Genomic DNA, 21,554 nt, shown 5'->3' on the forward strand with positions numbered 1-21,554 from the left:
GCCACGCAAAACGCTCGGCTGGGAAACCCCAGCCGAGCGTCTCACCAAGCTCCTGGCACTCGCCAGTTGATCAATCAGTGTTGCGACGACCCCTTGACTTCACCATCAGCTCGGCGGGGCCTCGTTGACGGTCATACTGCCGCTGACGTTGTAGACGCGAGCGCCGGGGCCGCTGTTGATCTGGATGCCGATCAACGAGCCCGGTGCGGGCGACGAAGGGGCGCCGGGACCGGCGGCGAGGTCAGGGCGTTGGGGCTGCTCGTCATCAACAGATTCGGCGTCGTCGTGGTCGTGGGGGCCGGGAAGCGGTGTGGTGGGCAGGGCCAGCAGCGGGCCGGGGGTGTGGCCGGTCGGGGGCGGGTGGGGTGAGGCGGGCGATGCCGGTGTGCGGCGGCCGGCTGAGGGCGGGGTCGTTGTTGAGGATCTGTGTGTACAGCCGGTTGAGCTCGGGGCTGGGGACCAGGGATGCCTGCCGGAGGTGGTCGTAGTGCTCGCGGTAGGCGCGGGTGGCGTGGGCCTGCCGGCCGGCCTGGTGGCAGGCGTGCAGGAGGAGGGCGGTGATGGTCTCGTCGGTGGGGTCGGCGCGGGCCAGGTGTTCCAGCTGAGGGATGATCGCGCCGTGACGGTCCAGGGTGAGTTCGGCGCGCAGGCATTCGAGCAGGGCCGCGCGGTGCTCGCCGAGCAGGCAGGCGCGGTAGTCCTCGGCCCAGGTGCCGCCCAGACCGGCCAGCGGTTCGGCTGGGCGTAGGTCGTCGCCGGCGCCGTCGGGGTGCCAGTGGGCCAAGGCCTGGCGCAGCAGCCGCGCCGTTGTGGCCGGGTCGCCGGGAGGCAGGGCGCGGGCTGCGGCCAGGTCGTCATGGAAGCGGTGGGCGTCGACCTGGTGGCGGGCGACGGGCAGGCGGTAGCCGTGTTCGTGCGCGGGCGGCATCGCCGGTGTGCCGTCCACGGCGCCGGTGGGGGTGGTCAGGCGGGCGCGGAGTTTGCTGGCGTAGCCATGCAGCAGGTCGCGGGCAGTGGCAGGTTGGCGGTCCCACAGCCTGGTGATGAGTGTGTCAGCGGGAACCGGCCGGCCGTCGGCGGCCAGCAGGACGGCCAGCAGCAGGCGGTGCATGGGCGGCCCGAGGTCAGCCTGACGGCCGTCGCCGATGATCGCCTGGACCGGGCCCAGAAGCCGGAACTCCATGTCGTCTCCGTGGTATCGGGGGGAAGCAGGGGGCTGATCGGACGCGGAAGTGCGGGAACCGACAGTGCGCCACAGGCATCCGTAGGGCGGGTTGGCCCCTGTCGTAGGGCTGTGCGCGGGCCTCCCAGATGACCTGCCAGGTCCTGCCAGGTCCTGCCAGGTCCTCGCCCAGGTCGTCTCCAAGCCGGACGGCCAGGCCGGTGTCGCATCGTGGGCAGTGCCGGGCAGGAAGGACCTGCCGGAGCGAGAAGGACACAGGTGATGGCAATGGACAACGGGCACCAGGCCGGGCCGCGGGGAACGGTCGCGTGGGTCAAGAGCGCCTACAGCGGTGGCGGCGGCGATTGCGTGCAGCTGCAGCCGGCTGGCGGCGGGGTCGTGGTTCGTGACTCCAAGGTCCCCGACGGGCAGGTGCTGTGGTTCAGCCGCAGCGAGTGGGTGGCGTTCCTGGCCGGGGCCAAGGATGGGCAGTTCGACCACCTGATCGGCCTGATCGACAACGAAGCGGCTTAGCCGCCGGGGCGGAGCGTCCCGGGCAGCGCGCCGGAACGCTCCGCCTCGCCTGAAGTGAGCTGCTGGCCAGGGAGGACTGGCTGGAACGCGGACGATGATGGTCATGGCTCCTGCTCGCCGATCTCGGCGATGAGCTGCTGCAGGAACGCGCGGGCCTGTGCATCGAACAGTGCAGAGGCCTGCAGCAGATCCCATTGGCGGCGGTAGAGGTCGATGCTGTCGGGATCGGTGACGTACAGCTGGCCGTGCAGGGCCTCTACGGTTACCAGCGTGTCTTGCGGCCGAGCGCCCTGGTAGAGGATGAAGCCGTGCAGGGCTTGCGTGTGGGCCTGGTGGCGGTGCGGGATCAGGCCGATCCGGACGTTGGCCAGCGTCGTCAGGGAAGCGATCCGGTCCAGCTGGGCCAGATGGTCGCGCACCGGGCCGTAGCGGGTACGCAGCGCCGCTCAGCGCGATCCGGTCCACCGGGCGGGCCCGGCTCAGTCGATGGCCCGAGCGATGTAGGGGCCGACCAGACGCTCGGCCGCCGCCAGCGGGTACCACGCCGCCCGCAGCACCTCCGACTCCTGGATGTCGCCCACGTCCGCGTGTGCCGTGACGAACGCGTAGCCGATGTCGAGGTGATGGTGCGCAGGCTCGTCCTTGTCCGGCCGCGCCGGTACGCGACCGTAGTCGACGTACACCGGGATCTGTGACGCTGAGGCGATCTGGCCGGGATCGACGCCGGTTTCTTCCACCAGCTCGCGCATCGCGGCGCCGAGCAACGTGTTGTCGGTGGGCTCGACATGACCGCCGGGCTGCAAAAGAAGCCCATACGCACGATGTTCCACGAGCAGCACCTCGCGCTCGCCGCGGACCAGCAACGCCCCGACCGTCACGTGCATCGGAAAGGTCCGCCGCCAGGCGCAATCCGCCCCCTGGTCCAGCAACCGCATCGGCTCGCCCAGCAACGCGACCTCCTCCGGGTATCGCTCGAGGTAGGCCAACAGGGCCATCACAATGGTTGAGTTGCTGATCGGCACCAGCGCCCTCCCCGTCAACTCCAGAGCGCAGCTTCACGGGATCGCCAGCTCGGGCATGAACGATGAAACGCGGCGCTGCCGGCTCCGGATCGACGCACCTGCTGCATGAGTTCGCACCGTACCGGGGGCTGGAGCGGTGCGGGCCCTGCACGCCGAAAGTTCCGCCGCGGCAGCATCCGAGGGAGGCCGAGGGTCACTTGATCAGCAGGGGGAAGCCTCGAACGGTGCTTGCGGGCTGAGTGCCCTCTGGGCGTTCCGCCCCGCGTTCCTGGTGTGCGAGGCAAGGCCATGGTGCGAACCGACTGCTGCTCCACCTCGGCGAGCCCTGGGCGTCGAGGGCGTATCGCCCGCACACAGGTACTTCATCACGGCAGGCTGGCCTTAACGATGAGGCATATGGAGGAGGAGAGAGCAGGATGAATCTGCGTGAGCTTCTGGCCGGGCATGAGTACCAGGTCCTGCACGGCGACCCCGGGCAGGCCGACGTCTACGCCGGTATCGCCTATGACTCCCGCCGCCTGAGCCCCGGCAGCCTCTATATCGCCATGATCGGTTCCCGCACCGACGGGCATCGTTTCGTGACCGACGCCCTGGCACAAGGGGCGGGTGCGGTGCTCGTTCAGCACCCGCCCGCCGAGCTCCTGCCTGAGAACGCCTGCGTGGTCCAGGTGGCCGACACCCGGGCCGCCGCCCCGTGGGTGGCCGCCCACTACTTCGGCTACCCTTCGCGCGAGCTGAAGGTGGCCGCGGTGACCGGCACTAATGGCAAGACGTCGGTGTCGTACATGCTGTCGGCGATCCTGCGCGGCGCCGCCCGTGCCCGTGTCGGGGTGATCGGCACCGACGGCTGCCGCGTCGATGACGAGCCGATCCAGGTTGACACGACCACCCCCACCACCCCGGAGGCGGCCGAGCTGCAACTGATCCTGCGGACGATGCGCGAGCGCGGCGCGGGCGTGGTGGTGATGGAGGCGTCCTCGATGGCGCTGGAGCTGCATCGGGTCGACCACACCGACATCGACGTCGGCATCTTCACCAACCTGACCCCCGACCACCTGGACAATCACGGCACGATGGATGCCTACAAGCAGGCCAAGCTGCGGTTGTTCGACGGCATGTGCCACCAGGCGGTGGCCAACGCCGACGACCCGGTCGGCGCCGAGATCGCCGCGCTCATGCCCGGCGCGGTGACCACCTACGGGATGGCGGCGGCGGACTTTCAGGCGGCCGAGCTGCGGGCGCATGCGGCGGGCACGTCGTTCGTGCTGCGCCACGACGGCAGAAGGTTCGCGGCGCAGGTGCCGATCCCCGGCCGCTTCGCCGTCTCCAACGCGCTGGCGAGCGTCGCGGCCGCGCACCTGCTCGGCTACGACCTGGGCGCCCTCATCAGCACGCTGGCCAAGCTGGCGCCCATCCCAGGCCGCTTCCAGACCTACCAGAGTCCGACCGGGGTGTCGGTGGTCGTCGACTACGCCCACTCCCCCGACTCGCTGCACAAGGTGCTGGCCGCCATCCGCGAGTTCGCCGACGGCAAGGTGATCACCGTGTTCGGGTGCGGCGGAGACCGCGACCCCAGCAAGCGCGCCCCCATGGGGCGCATCGCCGGAACCGGCTCCGACGTTGTGGTGGTCACCAGCGACAACCCCCGCAGCGAAGACCCCGAGGCGATCATCGACGCGATCACGGCCGGGGTGGCGGGCACCGCCGCTGTCGTGGAGCGCATCACCGACCGCCGCCAGGCCATCGCCCGGGCCTTGCAGCTGGCGCAGCCGGGCGACGTCGTCCTGGTGGCCGGCAAAGGCGCCGAGCCGTACCAGATCATCGGGGCCGCCAAGGTGCCGTTCGACGACATGACCACCGTGCGCGACCTGACCACCCAGAACGTCTGACGCTCGTCCGGCCAAGCCCGCCCGGTAGGCGCGGGCGTCGATCGTCCCCGTACCTCACGGTCGGCGGCCCCGACATCATCTCCACGCCACTGCACGACGCACTTGCACACTTCACACGCCTTTTGTCCAACCGGGCTGGCTCGGAGACTGGGAGGCCACCGCAGTGGTGGTGCCGCGAGAGGTCTCCGGCATCAACGTCGACGACCTGGACTGGGCAGGCCATGTCCGGGAGCGTGGTGCTGGGCCAGCCCTGGCCGACGTGGTCGCCGACACTGGCAGGAGCCAATGAGCGAGTGATATGTGTTCCTGCCTGATCGCATGAGAGATGTCACTGTTCGTGGTCGCCGGGGCGTAGTGGCTCCCTGTGCTTCCGGCTGCGGTAGCGAGCCGGGTCGCGGTGTCTGCGTCGTAGCTGAGCATGCGGGCGACCATGGGTGCGGGGGCCTGCAGGACGAGCTGACGGATCGCGGCCGAGCAACCTGGGCCGGCTTCAGGCCTTGCCACACACAAGTGCTGTGAGGCGGCAGCACCACCATGTTGCTGCACGACGCCGCATGGAGTGCTTGTCCAGGGCGCGGTCGGTGACGGCCCGGCAACAAGAAGATGATCATGCTAGTCTTGCCGAGATCTCGGGCCTGGAATCCGGGCGCGACATGACCGCAGAGACAGCTGTGCCCCGGGCTGCATGCGAGCAGAGGCAATCCCGGGGCTTATGTCACCTACGCTAGCACGCCGGGTCCGGCGAGAAGAGGCAAGCCGGTGGATCAGCCCGACGCCCAGCGCCTGCATCAGCTGCTGTCGCAGGGCCCAGCTGCCCGAGTGTGAGACGTTCTGCGGCGGCGACCAGATGGCCGCGCTGCGGCTGTTCTGCTGGAACACCGAGGTGGCCGCCGCGTTCTACGGCCCGCTGCAGCACCTGGAGCTCGTCTTGCGCAGCGTTCTTGACCAGCGCATGTTGCACCTGTTCGGCAGGGACGACTGGTGGGATCACCCTCGCGTGGATCTGCACTACGGCGCGGTAGCCAAGATCCGGGAAGCCGTTCACCAACTGGGCCGGCAAGGCTTGACGCCCACCCCGTCGGAAGTGGTCGCCGAGTTGCCGTTCGGGTTCTGGGTGAGCTTGATCGGGCGCGGCAACAACTACGACCAGCGTCTGTGGCGCACAACGCTCTACCAAGCATTTCCCGGATATCGCGGTGGCCGCCACGCGCTGCACCGCAAACTGGACTTCCTGCGCGTACTGCGCAACAAGATCGCCCATCACGCTCCCATCTACCACCGGCATCTGAACGCCGATCATGAAGCGATCATGACGATGCTCGGCTTCATCGATGCGCCGCTGGCCGAGCTGGTGGCCCGGTACAGCCCCGTTCCGGCCGCGCTGGCACGTCGCCCACCCCTGCTTTGAGCAGGGCCTCTCCCGCGCCGAGCGCAGGGCCGCCATCCGGTCGTGGTGGCGGAGCAGGAAGTCCCCAGCGGCGTGCGCGCGGATTTCCTCGGCGGGGTCGGCTCCGACCAGGAGTCGGGCGAGGCTGCGCTGCTGCCGTACGGGAGTCAGCCACCGCAGGCGGGAGGCTTTGCGGCGCAGAGTGGAGCGCACCAGCGCCCAGGCGCGCGGCAGGATGATGAGCGGCAGCAGCGGAAGCAGCAGGGGGTGCAGGACCCCCAGGACGCCGGCGGCGGCGGTCATGTCCATCAGCGCTTTCAGCATGCGGATGACCTGGTCGATGACGATGTCGATCCACCCGGCCCCGTACTGCGCGGCCTCCAGGAGGTCATGGAACTGGGCGCCCTGGAAGTGCAGCAGCTCGATGTTCGCGGCGCGGCTGAGGAGCTCGTCGTAGGCGAGGTGCTCGACCTTCGGCTGGAGCCGGCCGGAGGCGGCACCGGACCAGGCGGTCAGCACCGCGACGCTGATGCCGGCGGCCGCGACCAGGACCAGCGCCGGTACGGCGGCCCTGACGCGGTCGGGGGGGTGGGCCCCTCCGCGAGGATCCGCTGCAGCACCCGGTTGGTGGCCAGCAGCCCGAACGCGGTCGCGGCGCTGACGATGGGCTGGCAGACCACGACGATCACGAGCGCGGTGGGGTCGGCTCGCCAGGACAGCCGCAGGCAGATGCCGACCAGCGAGGGCAGCTTGCGCATGATCACGCCGAAGCCGACCGCCATGTCGGCCTCGTGCCGCGCCCAGCCCATGCTGTACTGGAAGCCGCCTCCGAAGATCGGATCCGTGGCGGGCTCCTGCACGGCGGCCTGCTGCCCGGTGTGGTCGGCAGGAGGAGGATCAGGTTCGGACCTTACCGTCACGGACTGGGGCTCCGTTCTGTCGGGGCGCGGTTCCTCCGCTTGCCGTCGGCGTCCTGTCCCGCCCGGATGGCGATGTGGTGCACGTGATCGTGGGCCATGGTCTGCCGGTGTCCTGATGCCTGAGACCCGAGCCGGTCACGTCCCCGCACCTTGCCCGGCGGAGCTGCAGCTTCGGCGAGTGGATCGGCTGACCACGTGTGAACAGGTGGACGCGAGTGCCGAACACGGCGAGAACGAGCAGCGATACCGCAGGTCCGATCAGCCAGCCGCTGATCCACTCGCGAATTCACGGTGCGGCCCCGTCTGCCGCGATGCGTGGAAACTCGATGCCGGTCCAGGCCGGAGCCGGCGTCAGCACGATCATTCCTGCCGCGGCTGTCCGGATGATGGGGGTCATGCGATCACCTCAGCACGCACGCGCCCCAGCCGGAAGACGATGGTGACGCGACCTCGCGGGCACACCATTCGCGCGAGCGCGGCACTGACCTGGCCGGACAGAGGAGGAGCGACGCGACAGGTGCAGGGCTGCGCTGCTGGAGACCCTGCATCACAGCTCGCCGATGCGGCCTTGCCCGGCCGGCGATCAGGCGACCTGATCGGTGGCGGTGGCAGCTCGCGCAGTGTGCGTCACGATCAGTCCGACCCGCGAGGTACGCGGACGGCCTCGACCCAGGCGGGCGGGGGCGGCGGGTCCGCGCCGATGAGCGCGGCGATGAGCCGCGACGACGACGGCGCCTCGGGCCAGGGCGTGAAGCCGTCGGACAGCACGATCACGACACCGGGCCGGTCGGGCAGGGCCAGGGCCGCCTGGATACCGACCCGCATGTCGGTGCCGCCCCCACCGGCGAGATTCACCTGCTGCGCGGACGTCACCCGGGCGGCAGCCTGCACGTCGGCGTCGCAGGCGAGCACCGTGACCCGATTGCCGCCGACGCCGACCTCCCGCAGGACGCCGGTGACCTCGGCGAGGGCCGCCGCGAGGTCGTCCTCGCCCATGGAGCCCGAGGTGTCGATGACGATCGCGACGCTCGGCAGCGGGCGGCGCAGACTCGGCAGCACGACGCCACGCAGTGCGCCGGTGCGTCGGGACGGGCGCCGGTAGGTGTAGTCGACCGCCCCGCTGGCCCAGGCGACCGCCTCCCGTACGGCGCCCGCGAGTACGCGCCGCCAGTCGACCGTCGGCTCCAGGACGTCGTCGGCCCATCGTTGCCAGCCGGCGGGCAGGCTGCCGCGGTTGCGACGGTGGGCGCGCATCGCCTCGGCGGTGTGCCGGCGCAGGGCCTCGGCCTCGACCTTGCTGACGCCGCCCCGCCCGCCGTCATCGGGGATCTCCCAGTCAGCCGGTGAGCCGTGGGCGCCGGAGCCGCAGTCGGAGCAGACGGCGAACGGCGGCAGTTGCGGAAGATACTCCTCGAACAGCCGTCCGGTCGCCAGCCCGAAGGTACCCGGTTCCACCCGGCCCTGCGGCAGCGCCAGCCCGTCGGCGAGCAGGTCGTCGTTGATCTCGCAATCCTGGGCGATGTTCACGCGCAACCGGTCGCGCTGGTCGGCGGCGGGGAGCCGGTCCGCACGGCCGTGGTGGTCGCGCAGCAGGTGAGCCACCTCATGGATCCATACGCCCGCCAGTTCGGGAACGGACGTCGCCGCGACGAACGCCGGCGACACGTAGCACCGCCAGTGGCGGTCGACGGCCATCGTGGGCACGCCGCCGCTCGGCACGACCGTCAGCGAGTAGAGCGCCGAGGCGAGGTACGGCCGCTCGCTCGCGGCACGGTACCGCGCGGCCAGCACCTTGACCTGGTCGAGTTCGGTCATGGGTCAGGAGGCGTTCGGCAGCGCGCCGGACAGCTGGAGCAGGTCGATGAACGCGTCGATGCCGCTCGGCACCGGCCAGTCGGTGTCGCGCAGCGCCGCCAGATCCGCGGCGGCCCGCGCCGCGACGTCGGGCACCCCGGCGTCGACGGCCTTGGCCAGCACCACCCAGCCGGCCTCCCAGCGCCGCCGCGTCAGGTCGCTCTGCACGGCTGAGACGACGGCCGTCAGGAAGGCGAGCTGCCGGTCGCCCCTACCCGGAAGGGCGAAGGCGTCCGGATCGGCCAGCACGCGGTCGGGGTCGGGCAGGTCGAGCTGTTCGAGGTAGGCCAGCAGTTCCAGACCGGGGCCGTCGCCGACCGCGCCGACCACCGCGGCCGCGACTGCCTTCTGGCCGGCGCCGGTGGCGTACCCGACCGCCAGCAGGCGCAGCGCCATCTCCCAGGTGCGCGGCGACGGCCAGGCGCGGCCCCGGCCCTCGGCGTCACCGGGCAGGTGGTGGGCCAGGCCAGGCCGTGCGGACAGGAACCCCGAGACCACCCCGCGTGCACGCGCGACCGCGCTGGGCACCCGGGCCGGGTCGACGAGCGGCAGGGGCACGGCCGGCCAGGTCCCGGCCATCCCTCGCGCGACCGTTCGCGGGTCGTGCGTCCACTGCAGGTGCACGAACCGGTTGGCCAGCGGCGGGCTGAGGTGCCAGCCGTCGGCGGCGCTGGACGGCGGGTTGGCGGCGGCGACCACACGGACCTGCTCCGGGAGCGACAGGCTGCCGACCCGGCGTTCGAGGACGACCCGCAGCAGCGCCGCCTGGACGGCGGGCGGAGCGGAGGACAGCTCGTCGAAGAACACCAGGCCGCGCCCGGCCGTGGCCAGCCGAACCGCCCAGTCCGGCGGGGCCATCGGCACCCCGGTGGTGGCCGGATCATCACCGATGATGGGCAGGCCGGCGAAGTCGGAGGGCTCGTGCACGCTCGCGATCACCGTCTCGAGCGGGACGCCGAGTCCGGCGGCCAGCTGCTGAAGGCCGGCGGACTTGCCGATCCCCGGCTCGCCCCAGAGCAGCACCGGCAGGTTCGCCGACACCGCGAGCGACAGCGCCTCCAGCTGCGGGTTCGCGGCCGGCTCCGTCCGCTGGGAGCCGAGCCGGCGGAGGAGTTCGTCTGCCGCGGCCAGCGGGTCCGGCGCGAAGCCCTCGTGGGTGACGTTCACTGTTCCTCGTCTTTCCAGATCATCCATCGGACCGGTCGCGGTCCAGGAGGGCCAGGAGGAAGCCCAGGTCGGTGCGGTTGCGGAAGTGGATGAGCCGGGAGAGCGACATGCCTTCGTCGTCGGTGACGTCGGGGTCGGCTCCGGCGGTGAGCAGCGCCCGTACCAGCGCGACGGGGCCGTTGTCGCCGACGGCCACGTGGAGCGCCGTGCGCTGGTTGCTGTCCACGGCCTCCAGGTCGACGCCGGCCGCCAGCAGGCGCGGCAGCAGGACCTCGTGGTCCAGGTGGATCAGCGCGTGCAGGAGCGTGCGGTGCCGGCCGTCACGGAAGCGCGGGTCGACACCGGCGTCGAGCAGCCTGAGCACTCCGGGCGTGTCACCGTGCTGGGCGCGGGTGTACAGCTCGCGCCGCTGCTCCCGCAGGGCCTTGGGCAGCCGGCCCGCGCCGGAGGCCATCGCCTGCGCAACGGCGAAGCAGCCGGCGACCGCGCCGCCGAAGGCCCGCAGCGCCTGCTCCCGCCGCTGCTCGTCCGCGCTGTGCGGCATCCGCAGCACACCGTCCTGGAAGCACACCTCGTGCCAGTCACCGCGGCAGCGCACCTGGACGGGGGACGGGAGCCGCGGATCCGGCGGCCCGACCGGGTGGGCGGAGTCCTGGCGCAGCGGGAAGAGCGCGTCCCGGACCAGCGGATGCAGCCGGTCCGGGACCGCGTCGCCATGCCGGAGCGCATCGAGGTCCGGCAGCCGCCGCCAGCACGCCTCGGCGAGCACCGGGACGCCGGGGAACTCCTTGGGGTCGATGATCCGGATCCGCAGTTCGCCGCCCCGCTTGCCGCTTTCGAGCAGCATGGAGTGGCCCCAGTAATTCGGAATCTGGAAGCGGTGCCCGAAGCCCTCGCCGGTGAGCAGCCGGATCTCCGGTGCAAGCCTGGTCAGCGCCAGCGGGAGTCTTTCCAGGACGGGCGACGGACTGATCCGGGAGCCCCAGCGGCGTTCGAGCGGTGCCGGATCCAGCGTGATCCCCGCCGCGGCCAACGCCGCCTCGATCTCCCCTCGCTCGTGCAGCAGGGTCGCCCATTCGGCGCGGGCCGGCGGGTCGGCGGGGCCGGGGTCGGCCGTGGGCAGGTCTCCGGCGGCGCGTGGGGTTCCGTCCGCGTTGAGGAACGGCGGCCGCTCTCCACCGCCATGGCGTTCCAGCAGCGCGCCGGTGCGCCGGGCGTCCCACAGGTGCCGTAGCAAGGTCCAGTCATGGAGGGCGTGCAGGTGACCGCCGCCCGAGCTGACGTCCTGGTCGATGCGGCCGAAGCGCAGGAGCAGCCGCTGCGGCCCGTCCACCATCGTCGGCGTGGTGACGTACAGATGCTGCACGGCCTTGGCCGCACGCGGGTAACCGGCAAGAGTGATCGTCTGGCGGTTGCGGATCGTCGTGCGTCCCATCAGGAAGCGCGGCAGATGCCAGCGCAGCAGATCCGGCGCGAGATGGAGGAGGTCGTCCTCGACAACGGCCGCGACGGCGCCGCCGTGCTCCCGGGCGATGTCGGCCAGGTCGAACGCGACGTCGACGTTCGCGGCGGCGCAGGCGCCGCGCCAGTCTCCGTCGAGACGCCGCGCGCCGGCCTGCTCGATCATCCATCGGGGAACGGCGTACCGCAGGATCCGCCGTCGGCTCGACGCCTCGTCCGGCGGGTAGGACAGCGTGCGGCGCGGCGCTGCGGAGACTGGTGTGCTGACGGCGTTCATTCTTCCTCGGCGAGTTCCGGATGCTCCCGCTCGATGCGATCCGTGACGAAGTCCAGGTCATCGCGTCCGAGCCAGGCGATCAGGCGGTGCAGCGAGAAGGGCTCGCCGTGGACCTCGCCGGTCAGGTCGATCCGCGCCCCCGCGGCGAGCAGCGCCTGCACGAGCGCCGCCGAACCGTCGCCGCAGATCGCGGCGAACAGGGGCGTACGCTGCTCCTCATCCCTGGCGTCGATGTCCAGACCCGCCGCCAGGAGCCGCCCGAGCAGGCCGTCGTGGTCGAGGTGCCGCAGCCGGTGGGCCGCCTCACGCCTTCGACGGCCGCGCACCCTCGGGTCGGCGCCAGGATCGAGCAGGTGCAGCATGTGGAGCAGGGTGCGGCGCCGGCTGTCACGGACGCGTGGATCCACGCCGGCGTCCAGCAGTCGCAGGACGCCCGGGAGGTCGCCGTGCTGGACCCGTGCGAACAGTTCCCCTCGCTGGTGGCGCAGCACCTTGGGCAGCCGCCCACTTCCGGACGTCCACGCGTGCCGTACGGCGAAGCATCCGGCGGTCGCGCCGCCGAAGGCCCGCATGGCGGCCTCCCGCTGCTGCTCCTGCGCACTGTGCGGGATGTCCAGGGCGCCGTCGCGGAAGGAGACCTCGTGCCACTCGCCGCGGCAGCGGATCCGGGCCGGTTGGGGGAGTTCCGGGCCGGGCGGCCCCGCGGGAGCGCCGTGCGCGGCGCGTCCCGGGAGCAGTGCCTCGTGTACGAGCGGATGGAGCTGCTCCGGCGGATGGCCGTCCCGTAGCAGGTCGAGGTCGGGCAGGCGACGCCAGCACGCTTCGGGGAGCACCGTGTCCGCGGGCTCCGTGCCCATCTCGAACTCGACGATTCGGACGCGCAGCCCCGTGTCCCGTCCGTCGGTCTCGAAGAGGATCGCCGCGTACTGCCGGTAGGGGAGCCAGAAACGTCCGGTTCCCGTTGAGGCCGCGAGGTGACGGATCTCCGCCTCCAACCGGGTCAGGGCGAGGGGCATCCGCGCGAGTACGTCGAGCGGATCAAGATCGACCTCGACGTCGGGCGGCGCGGTGTCCAGATCGATGCCGGCGGCCGCGAAGGCCGCTTGGACGTCGCCCCGTTCGTGCAGCAGCGTCACCCACTCGGTGAACGACGCCGGGTCGGCGCGTCCTGGGTCGGCCGTGGGAAGCTCCTGCACCGTGCGCGGTGTGCCGTCGCCGTGGAGGAACGGCGCCCGCGTCCTGTCGCCGCCGCAGCGTTCACGCAGGTCGCCGGCATGGCGTACGTCCCACAGATGTCGTGAGCCGCTCCAGTCCTGCACGACGTTGCGCCAGAACGCGCTGTAGGCCCAGTCGGTCTCCAGATAGGTGTTCTGCCGGCCAACGGAGCCGACGTGCAGGCGCAGCCGCTGCGGGCCGTGGACCATCCAGCGGGGCGTCCGCAGGTACAGGTACGGCGCGTCGGAGACCTCGGCCGGCCGCCCCAGGATCATCACCTGGTCGGGCACGATCGTCGTACGCCCGCGGTCCAGGCGAGGCAGATGCCAGCGCAGCAGATCCGGCGCGAAACTGCACAGGTCGTCCTCGATCGCCGCGGCGACTTCCGCACCGTAGGCGTCGGCGACACCGGCCAGGTCGAAGGTGACGTCGACGTTGGCCGCGGCGCAGGCACCGTGCCAGTCGCCCGCGAGCCGCCGTTCGGTCGCCTGATCGATCATCCACGAGGGCACCGCGTGCCGCCGGATCCGCCGCAACCGGGACGCCTCGTGCGGCGGATACGAAGCCGACGCCGGACGAGGGGGCAGACCGGCCGGTGGGAGCGGCGCGCTCACCGGTAGAGGCTGCCGATCGCGTGCAGGTCCGGATGGGGCCGGGCGGCGGGACGCAGCCGCGGCGCCAGTTCGCGCTTGACCCGGCGGGGCACGCCGGGCCCGAACCCGACGTATTCCAGACGGGTGTCGCCGGCAACGGCCGCCAGCACAGCCTTGGCGCCGCGCCCGGTGATCCCGGTCCTGCGCAGTTCCAGCCGGCGCAGCGGACTGCCGGGCAGAGCCGCCGCCAGCACAGCCGCGCCGGTGTCCCCGATGACGTTCGCGGGCGCGCCGAGACTCCGCTCCGATGGCGGACGTCCCAGGTCGAGTGCCTCGATGCCGCTGAGTGCGCCGGCCAGCGCGCGGACACCGTCCAGCCCGATGCCGTTGCCGCCGAGGCCCAGGCGCACCGGCCGGGCCGGGTCGGCCACCGCGGCGAGCGCCGCCGCGCCCGTGTCGCCGAGATGGTTGGCCGGAAGGTAGAGCTCGCCCACCCCGGCGTCCCGGATCAGCGCGGCCAGCAGATCGCCGCACTCCGGGCCCAGCCCGTTCCCGCCCAGGAACAGCCGCTCGACCGGGGTCGGCCGCTCGGTGAGCGCGCCCAGCAGCGCTCGCAGCCCCTCCCGCGTGAGGCCGGTGTTGACCAGGTCGAGAGTGCGGATCGTGGTGTTGCGGCGCAGCATCGCGGCCAGGGCGAGAACTCCGTCGTCGCCCACCGGGTTCCGCTTGAGCCACACGGCGCGCACCGCGGTGTCCGCGGCCAGCCGCCCGGCCAGCACCTCGGCGCCCGCCGCGTCGATGCGGTTGCAGCCGAGATAGAGGGTCTCCAGGCCGTGGCCGGGAACCAGCGCGTCGGCGATGATCCGGGCTCCGTCGTTCCCGATGGCGTTGGTGCCCAGCAGCAGGTGGACGGCGTGCGGCGAGGCCACCGCGGCCGGGAGCAGCCGCGCCGCACCGGCTGGGCCGAGGCCCTGCTTGCACAGGTCGATCCGGCCGCCGGGCCGTACGGTGCCGAGCGGGAAGGTCTCGTCGGCCACCACCTGCGTCGGCACGGCCAGCCGCGCGACCAGCGGATCCAGGCCCGCCGGATCGGCCGGCGGCACGTCAGGGTGCTCGATCGCGGGGCAACGTACGGGCGTCGGCTCCATCATCACCAATCCACCGGTCGGTAGTCCTTCAAGAACAGGCCGGACAGCCGTTGCCCGCCCACGCCACGCACGATCGGGTCGTAGACCCGGGCGGCACCGTCGATGACGTCCAGCGGCGGACGGAAACCCGCCTCCCGCTGCGCGATCTTGTCCGGGTGGGGGCGTTCATCGGTGACCCAGCCGGTGTCGACGCTGTTCATGTAGATGCCTGAGGCCGCATAGTCCGCGGCGGCGGTGCGGGTCAGCATGTTCAGGGCGGCCTTGGCCATGTTGGTGTGGGGATGGCGGACGGTCTTGTGCTCCCGGGAGAAGCTGCCCTCCATCGCCGAGACCTGCACGACGTACCGGTCCGGCCACGGCGACGACTCCAGCAGCCCCCGCAGCCGCGACGTCAGCACGAACGGCGCGAAGGAGTTGACCAATTGGACCTCCAGCCACTCGGCCGGGTCCACCTCGTGCAGCCGGAGGCTCCAGCTGTTGCGGTCGCGCAGGTCCAGCGGCTGACCGGTCTCGTCCGTCTGCCCGGCGGGGAACAGCGTCTCCAGAGTGTCCCGTCGCGTGAGAGCCTGCCCGGCGGGCGCGAGCCCGGAGATCGCAGGAGACGCGAGCACCGGCGCGGATTCCACCGGCGCGGATTCCAGCGGCGCGGCCGTCCCTGGCACGCCCCGCACGTCGATCCGCGCGGCCAGGCCGGTCAGCGGCGCGTGCTCAGCCGCGCGCACCTCGCGATGGTACGCGGCGGGCCGGCGGATCGTCTGGGCGGCGTTGTTGATGAGGATGTCGAGATGGCTGAAACGCCGCTGAACGGACTCCAGCAGACCCGCGACGGCCGCCAGGTCCAGCAGGTCGACACCGTGGACGTGCACCCGGTCCAGCCAGGCCTCGGCGTCGCGTACGGCCGCGAGCCGGCGGGCGGCGTCCCGCGGGTAGCGGGTGGTGACCAGGACGTCCGCGCCGTCGCGCAGCAGCTTCAGGGCCAGCTGGAAACCGATCTTGACTCGTCCCCCGGTCACGATCGCCCGGCGGCCACGCAGGTCGCAGCGGGCGTGCCGGCGGGCCATGTTCTCCTCTGCGCAGTCCAGGCACAGCAGGTGGTATTCCGGATGGACCTGCCCGTAGGCGGACTTGCAGACGTAGCAGCGTCGCGTGCCCACCAGCGGGCGCCGAGCCGGAACGGGCCGCTCACCCGGCGGCTCCGGCTCCGCGGAACCGGCCTGACCCTGAAGTTCCGTCGAAGCTCCGGGCGGGACGAGCGCCGGGGCGGGGTCCTGCTCCCGGTAGCGCGCCGTGGCCGCCGTCGCCTCGCGGTCGCGTCGCCTGCGCTCGGTGTGCCGCGACGCCTTTCGTGTCTTCTTCCCCGCCCGGTACAAGTGCGCCGCGGCCTCGTGCACGGCAGCCCATCGGGGATCGGCCGGATCCATGGCCCGCGCCTGGGCCATCACCCGCAGGCAGGTTTCGACGTCGGCCTGGTCGGGGGAGGGTCCTGATCCGGGCGTTGGCGTCCTGGTCACGTCAGGATCCAAGACCGGCACCCGCCCCCCCACCGATGACTTCCACGATCTGGGGCAAGGCTGGCCGGATTCGAACCGACGTCCTCCAACCCGCTGTAAGGCGCGACGACCTCTGCGCTACAGCCTTGCCGCCGCAGAGCTTAGCGAATAACACCGACATTCGATGGCCAATATGGGCATTTGGGATCGCCGCATCACCGACGCACCTGGACCACCTCGCTAGCCGGTGCGACATTCTCCGCTCGGCCTCTGGAGTCGGAGCGCGCTGCCCCCGAGAAGACACGCACCCGATCGGCCCCGAGCCCCGAGCCAGGGCGAGGTCCCGCCACTCCCCGGGCGCCGTCCAAGGCGCCACGAGCGTTGAGTCGAGGCATGATCACGCAGGTCTTGGGGTGGCTGAGTCGCCGCGGTCCCCATTCTCATGGCTGGACGTGAACCGTCCCATCCCGCCGCAGGCTCCCTCCCTTCCTGCTCTGGACACGTGCCCGATGAGTGATCCCATCGAACGAGAGGCACCGCTCATGGCAGGGATGGGCGACGTGCCAGCACGGCCAGAACGGGGCTGTACCGGGCCACAGGCTCGGCCGGCGGCGCGTCGATGAAGCCGAGGATCCCCATGATCGCCTCGTGGTCGGCGTTCAGACGCCGATGGTAGACGGGAGCATGATGCGCGATTAGCAGTCGCCGCTCTCCCAGCACATCTCGGGCTGCTCCGCCATGGTGACGGCGGTGATCGCCCGGGCGGCGTCGCCGAGTGCGGCAGGCTGTTCGGGCGTCAGCGCGTCGACCACGAGACGACGCGCTTCACGGACGTGACCAGGGACGATCTCCTCAAGCTTGGCGAAGCCGGCCGAGCGGTACGAGGCGTTCAGCTCATTGGGGTTCAAGGTCAGTGGGGCAGGGTGCCCTTGAAGATGGACTGGTTCGGAGTCCGAGTGCGGAGCTGGAGGGCGAGGGCGTCACCAAGGGCGGGGCCGAGCGGACCGATGTGCTCGATGCCGAGTTGGGTAGCCAGGTCTGTAGCGTGGAGGTGGGCGGCGGCTTCCAGGAGCTGAGCGTAGGTGTCGGTGGCGCTGCGGAGGCGATGTCTAGCGGTCAACGCGAGGACGACGGTGAGTGGGGCGGCGGGCCACCACCATGCGGTCAGCGGAGCGTACAGCAGTGCCCAGCCGCCCAGGGTGGTGGCGCGGGTGAGGGCCTGTTCGGCGATGGTGATCTCGGAGCGGGTGGTCTCGGGCAGCGTGAGCCACATGTGTGGCCAAAGGAGCGGCAGGTCCAGGTGGTGGTCGCGCGCCAGCCGCACGGTGACGGCGTGGATGCGGTCGCCGCTCCAGGTGGGCCGGTCCGGCTCTTCGGCGGCGATGCGCTGCATTACTTTGGACGAAGCCCTCGCGCTCAAGGCTCGCCACCCGGATTGGGTGGCGCTCAAGGACGGTCCACTCGCGCCCGGGTTCGACACCGTCAACTCGCCGGGCCTGCTGCGGTCTCTTGACCTGGGCGGACGGACGGTTGTGCAGAAGACCACGGCAGGAACGGTCGGCGCCCTTGCGGTCAAGGAGGCGCCGCTGGTGCTGTGCGCCGGTTTCGTGGTGGCGGAGGCAACGGCTCGGCCCTTGCGGGCACGCAAGAGTGACAGGGGCACGTTCGTGGTCACCGGCGAGGACGGGCAGGCTGATGAAGATCTGGCGTGTGCTCAATACATCGCTCGGAGGGTCACCGAGGCTGGGACAGATGCTGCTGAGTTCCTCCGCCGCGCTGCCGAGTCACGCGCCGCCGCCGAACTGGCGCAGGGGGTACGTCAAGGAGTCCACCCCGATGACGTCGCGCTCTGTCTTGAGATCGACCGGTTCCCCTTTGCTATGGTGGCGGCCTTGGAAGGCTCGCACATGGTCCTGCGTCCACGCACGATGCCTTCGCTGATCGACGAGGACGTGGTCTGATCACTGGGTGGGTCGCCGGGGGCGTGGTGGATCCAGGTCCTCCGGCGTCCGCGGCCGTGCGGGTCGCGCTCGCCGTGAATCCGATCCCGAGCGGCGACATGCCGCCTCCCGGCCCGTCCCGGGGCCGGGAGGCGGCGCGCTACAGCGGGCGCGCTACAGCGGGCGCGAGCAGGGGACGCCGCCGCCTGCGTGGTTGATCAGATCCTGGTAGACGACGCTCTTGACGATCGCGGTGTCGCTCTTGACCGTCTGGACGACCTTGCCGTTGCGCTTCAGCTCGAAGACGGGGGTTGTCCCGGGCACCATCGGCGCCTTGAAGGACACCATGCCCGGCCCGGTCACCTCCTTGGTCTGGACGTCCGTGCCCTGTTTGATGGTCAGGGTGCCGGCCTCCTTGACGAAGGCGAGCAGTTCGACGTTGTTGGTGGCCGCGTCACCGTAGGGGATGGAGATGGCGCCGATGGTCTGCTTGGAGGCGTCGAACGGCGCGTCGGTGCGGTGGCTGCGGTGGAAGTAGTACAGGGCGTCGCGCTTGACGCTGGGCTCCTTGCCGGTCTTGAACCAGGTCGTGTAGTAGGCGACGACGTCGGCGGGCGCGTAGCCGCGCTCGACTGACGGGGCCAGCCACGACTCGGCGTAGTCGTTCCAGGTGAGCAGGTTGACGATGTCGGCGTCGCCCTCCATGGCCTTGACGAACGACTGCCGCAGGGTGCCGCTGTTGGACGGCTCCCAGTAGCGCTTGTCACGCGGGCGCATGTCCTCCAGGGCCGCTGGGGCCATGTAGAACTTGCCGCGCTTGGCCGCCTCGATGCCGGACTTGCGGTAGCCGTCCGTGGAACTCTGCCAGCGGACGCCCCAGGAGGAGTAGCCGGCCACGGAGTCGTTCCACTCGGTCTTGCCCGAGCCACTCCAGTCCAGGAAGATCGGCACCAGGACCGTCTTCATGCCCTGGGCGGCCAGCTTCTCGCGCACGGCGTCCCACCATGCCGGGCTCTGACGCTCGGGGTAGAACGGCGCCAGCGGGATCGTCCCGTCGGGCAGCTTGTACAGCGACGGGTGCCCCTTGGCCATCAGGACGTCGGAGATCACCTTGTCGGGCGCGGCGCCCTTGGTGGTCGGGAAGTCCGGGCTGAGCATGATCCGGAAGCCGGGGTCCACCGCCTTGGCGGCCGCCAGCATCTTGGGGAACTGGTTGAAGCGCTGGTCGCTGGTCGAGGTGTGGTGCTCGTAGATGAAGCCGTCCAGGCCCATTGCGATGGCCTGACGCACCTCGACTTCGAAGTCCGCCTGCCGCCAGTCGCCGGAGCGCACCGGGCGGGTCAGCGGCCGGTCGCGGGAGTGGCCGCCTTGCTCGGCGTACATGCCGTTGGAGCCGGCGGGGTCCAGCCATGAGGCGTACTGGTCCTTGGCCGGGTCCTTGTTGTCGATGGACAGCGGATAGGGCGGGAAGTAGAAGGCGAACACCTTCTTGTCGTAGGAGCGCAGCGTCGAGGCGGCCGGCTTGTCGAACGGCAGGCAGGGCACGCTGCCCGTCGCCGTCGGGGACGCCGTCGGGGAGACCGTCGGAGATGTGGTCGGGGACGCCGTGGGGGTGGGGCCGGTGGTCGGGGTAGCCGTCGGGGTGGCGGCGGCGGGCGTGTAGGTGACCTTGAGGTTCGGCCCCTTGCCGGTCGTGCGCGAGGAGTACAGCACCGCTACCGGGCCCTTGGACGCGGTCAGGCCGAAGGAGTAGGTGCCGTTGCCGGTGTAGGCCTTGCTGACGTCCAGTTCCGCCACCGTGTCGGCGGTGAAGCCGGTGCGGGTGGTCAGCGCTGTGCCGAACGCCGGTCTGGTGATCCAGGAGGTGGTGGTCTGCGACCACGTGCCGGTGACCATGTGCGCGCTGACGGTGGTGTCGGTGGTGCGGGTCGAACGCACCTGGAGCGTCAGCTTGACGTTCTGGGCGTTGGCCGGGACGCCGGAGACCTTGAACTGCATGAGAGCTCGACGCTCAGCGTTGGTGGCGTCGTTGCAGGTCTTGACGCAGACCGACATCCACTCGGCGCTGCCGTAAACGGTTTCCGGCGCGGCCTGACTGATGAACACGTCGTTGGTCGAGGGCACCACGACGCTCACCGGCGCCGCCGAAGCCGACGCGTCCGCCGCGCCCGCGCTCAGCGCGCAGGCCACGGCGACAAGGACGGCGGGCACCGCCCGTCGATGGGTTGACAAAGGGCCTCCAGTCGGGGGGTTTCCTGGGGTGAATGTGGATCACCTTAGTCGTGCCTTACAAACCCCCGGCGACAAAAGCCACCTTTCGGTCAGTTCCATAAATAGTCATTTGCGCCGTAAGTCCGATTGGATCGGGCCATGTTCCGACACGTGATCGTCCCGTTACGCGGGACAGAGCCGCCACCAGGAAGCCTCGACCTTCATGCCGACGAACCCGTCGACGCGGACCGCCCCGGCGCCGCCGATCGCACGCCCCCCCGGGCGGTGGCGGTGGGGAAACCCGGTACGCGTCTGGCTCTAAGAGCCTGCTGACGAAGGGCTTTGGTGTTCCGCAGGGAGGGTCAGGAGAGCGCCGGGGTGTGGTCATGAGTGGGTAGTTGACCCGTAAGCAGGAGCGGGCTCCCGGTAGCTGAGGTGTTGTCTAAGCAGCTCAGCGGCCGCGCGGGGGCAGGTGGAGGAGGCGGCCGAACGAGGTCAGGTGGACGAGCTGCGGGCACGCGCTGATGCCGGAGATGCAAACGCCGTAGAACGGCTGGCCGAGCTTCGGCCCCTACGCGGGCACGAAGTTCGCCCTGGAGGCGGTCAGCGACGCCCTGCGCAGGGAGATGGCACCGCTGGGCGTGCGGGTGGTGGTGATCGAGCCGGGCGGTGTCCGCACGCAGATGGGCGAGCGGGGCATCGCCACCACGAGCCGGCTGGCCGAGGCCATGTCGCCGCAGCAGCGAGATCGTTACGGGCCGCTGATCGAGGCGATCAAGGCGCTGACCTCGGCGGGCACCTCGGGCGGCACGCCGGCCGACGCCGCCGCCCGCGTGGTCGCCAAGGCCGTGACCGCCGCCAGGCCGCGCACACGCTACACCGTCGGCCGTGACCCGGCCCTGCTCACCCGCCTGTCACGGGTCCTGCCCGACCGGACACTCGACCGCCTCGCCGCAGCCGTCCTCCGCCCGCACTACCCGAAGACCCCCACCACATGAGAATTCAAGGGGATCGGGTTCAGGCAGTTTCCCTGCAGACGCTCCTCCTTCCCCTGCAGGGCGCTCACCCCGGCCCTGAGAAACGGACGGGAGAACAAGCGCCACTCCTGGCAGGCCGGCCGCTCCACCGATCAACGCCCCTTGCGGCCCGCGCCGTATATCTGCGCATAGCCGAGGGGTGCTCAAGGTGTGCTCAAGGCGTCGGGGATGCGCCGGCTGTGCGACAGAAGAAAGGCAGGTTCCCGCGATGGCCACCGCCGACTCGCCAGCAGGGCAGCCGGGAAAG

General features: G+C 71.1%; 17 protein-coding genes, 1 tRNA gene and 1 pseudogene. 4 read left to right on the top strand and 15 right to left on the bottom strand.

Features of this window, described 5'->3' with window-relative positions; genetic code table 11:
* Positions 1–265: 265 nt before the first annotated feature.
* Positions 266–1,183, bottom strand: coding sequence for an AfsR/SARP family transcriptional regulator (locus IEZ27_RS35020; RefSeq protein WP_189651174.1), 918 nt, complete (start codon positions 1,181–1,183; stop codon positions 266–268).
* Positions 1,184–1,444: 261 nt separating this feature from the next.
* Here IEZ27_RS35020 and IEZ27_RS35025 point away from each other — a divergent pair, with 261 nt between their 5' ends.
* The gene (locus tag IEZ27_RS35025) at positions 1,445–1,696 is read left to right on the top strand and encodes a DUF397 domain-containing protein (RefSeq protein WP_189651175.1); all 252 of its coding nucleotides are present in this window, start codon (positions 1,445–1,447) and stop codon (positions 1,694–1,696) included.
* A 101-nt stretch (positions 1,697–1,797) separates the two neighbouring features.
* Here IEZ27_RS35025 and IEZ27_RS35030 read toward each other — a convergent pair whose 3' ends face one another.
* Positions 1,798–2,136, bottom strand: coding sequence for a Scr1 family TA system antitoxin-like transcriptional regulator (locus tag IEZ27_RS35030; protein WP_268246109.1), 339 nt, complete (start codon positions 2,134–2,136; stop codon positions 1,798–1,800).
* Between the two features lie 39 nt (positions 2,137–2,175).
* Positions 2,176–2,718, bottom strand: coding sequence for an NUDIX hydrolase (locus IEZ27_RS35035; RefSeq protein ID WP_189651177.1), 543 nt, complete (start codon positions 2,716–2,718; stop codon positions 2,176–2,178).
* A gap of 416 nt (positions 2,719–3,134) precedes the next feature.
* Here IEZ27_RS35035 and IEZ27_RS35040 point away from each other — a divergent pair, with 416 nt between their 5' ends.
* A complete protein-coding gene (locus IEZ27_RS35040) occupies positions 3,135–4,607 on the top strand; it encodes a UDP-N-acetylmuramoyl-L-alanyl-D-glutamate--2,6-diaminopimelate ligase (RefSeq protein ID WP_189651178.1) in 1,473 nt (490 codons plus the stop codon).
* Between the two features lie 724 nt (positions 4,608–5,331).
* Here IEZ27_RS35040 and IEZ27_RS35045 read toward each other — a convergent pair.
* The 11 genes from IEZ27_RS35045 to IEZ27_RS35095 form a co-directional block, all read right to left on the bottom strand.
* On the bottom strand, positions 5,332–6,513 hold the full coding sequence (locus tag IEZ27_RS35045) for a hypothetical protein (protein ID WP_189651179.1): 1,182 nt from the start codon (positions 6,511–6,513) through the stop codon (positions 5,332–5,334).
* On the bottom strand, positions 6,507–6,914 hold the full coding sequence (locus IEZ27_RS35050) for a hypothetical protein (RefSeq protein ID WP_189651180.1): 408 nt from the start codon (positions 6,912–6,914) through the stop codon (positions 6,507–6,509). The genes IEZ27_RS35045 and IEZ27_RS35050 overlap by 7 nt, the downstream gene beginning before the upstream one ends.
* 633 nt (positions 6,915–7,547) lie before the next feature.
* Positions 7,548–8,729 (bottom strand): vWA domain-containing protein, encoded by a 1,182-nt coding sequence (locus IEZ27_RS35055; protein WP_189651181.1) that lies wholly within the window; start codon positions 8,727–8,729, stop codon positions 7,548–7,550.
* 3 nt (positions 8,730–8,732) lie between these two features.
* Positions 8,733–9,935: an AAA family ATPase gene (locus IEZ27_RS35060; RefSeq protein ID WP_229824622.1), complete on the bottom strand. Its 1,203-nt coding sequence runs from the start codon at positions 9,933–9,935 to the stop codon at positions 8,733–8,735.
* A 19-nt stretch (positions 9,936–9,954) separates the two neighbouring features.
* Positions 9,955–11,673: an ankyrin repeat domain-containing protein gene (locus IEZ27_RS35065; RefSeq protein ID WP_189651183.1), complete on the bottom strand. Its 1,719-nt coding sequence runs from the start codon at positions 11,671–11,673 to the stop codon at positions 9,955–9,957.
* On the bottom strand, positions 11,670–13,388 hold the full coding sequence (locus IEZ27_RS35070) for a hypothetical protein (RefSeq protein ID WP_229824623.1): 1,719 nt from the start codon (positions 13,386–13,388) through the stop codon (positions 11,670–11,672). Before IEZ27_RS35070 ends, IEZ27_RS35065 begins: the two co-directional genes overlap by 4 nt.
* Positions 13,389–13,498: 110 nt before the next feature.
* Positions 13,499–14,632 (bottom strand): leucine-rich repeat domain-containing protein, encoded by a 1,134-nt coding sequence (locus IEZ27_RS35075; protein ID WP_189651184.1) that lies wholly within the window; start codon positions 14,630–14,632, stop codon positions 13,499–13,501.
* A complete protein-coding gene (locus IEZ27_RS35080; RefSeq protein WP_229824624.1) occupies positions 14,632–16,140 on the bottom strand; it encodes an SDR family NAD(P)-dependent oxidoreductase in 1,509 nt (502 codons plus the stop codon). The genes IEZ27_RS35075 and IEZ27_RS35080 overlap by 1 nt, the downstream gene beginning before the upstream one ends.
* A gap of 55 nt (positions 16,141–16,195) precedes the next feature.
* Positions 16,196–16,267: transfer RNA gene (locus tag IEZ27_RS35085), tRNA-OTHER, on the bottom strand.
* 547 nt (positions 16,268–16,814) lie between these two features.
* A complete protein-coding gene (locus IEZ27_RS35090) occupies positions 16,815–17,027 on the bottom strand; it encodes a hypothetical protein (RefSeq protein ID WP_189651185.1) in 213 nt (70 codons plus the stop codon).
* A gap of 2 nt (positions 17,028–17,029) precedes the next feature.
* The gene (locus tag IEZ27_RS35095; protein WP_229824625.1) at positions 17,030–17,512 is read right to left on the bottom strand and encodes a hypothetical protein; all 483 of its coding nucleotides are present in this window, start codon (positions 17,510–17,512) and stop codon (positions 17,030–17,032) included.
* Between the two features lie 4 nt (positions 17,513–17,516).
* Between IEZ27_RS35095 and IEZ27_RS35100 the strand changes: the two genes are divergently transcribed.
* A complete protein-coding gene (locus tag IEZ27_RS35100) occupies positions 17,517–18,080 on the top strand; it encodes a 2-phosphosulfolactate phosphatase (protein WP_229824626.1) in 564 nt (187 codons plus the stop codon).
* A 153-nt stretch (positions 18,081–18,233) separates the two neighbouring features.
* Here IEZ27_RS35100 and IEZ27_RS35105 read toward each other — a convergent pair whose 3' ends face one another.
* A complete protein-coding gene (locus tag IEZ27_RS35105) occupies positions 18,234–20,270 on the bottom strand; it encodes an endo-1,3-alpha-glucanase family glycosylhydrolase (protein ID WP_189651187.1) in 2,037 nt (678 codons plus the stop codon).
* 563 nt (positions 20,271–20,833) lie between these two features.
* Here IEZ27_RS35105 and IEZ27_RS35110 point away from each other — a divergent pair.
* Positions 20,834–21,268 (top strand): annotated as a pseudogene (locus IEZ27_RS35110) (SDR family NAD(P)-dependent oxidoreductase); the annotation flags it as partial.
* Positions 21,269–21,554 lie beyond the last annotated feature (286 nt).

This window comes from Nonomuraea spiralis, from assembly GCF_014648435.1.
In the GTDB taxonomy this organism is placed as follows: domain Bacteria; phylum Actinomycetota; class Actinomycetes; order Streptosporangiales; family Streptosporangiaceae; genus Nonomuraea; species Nonomuraea spiralis.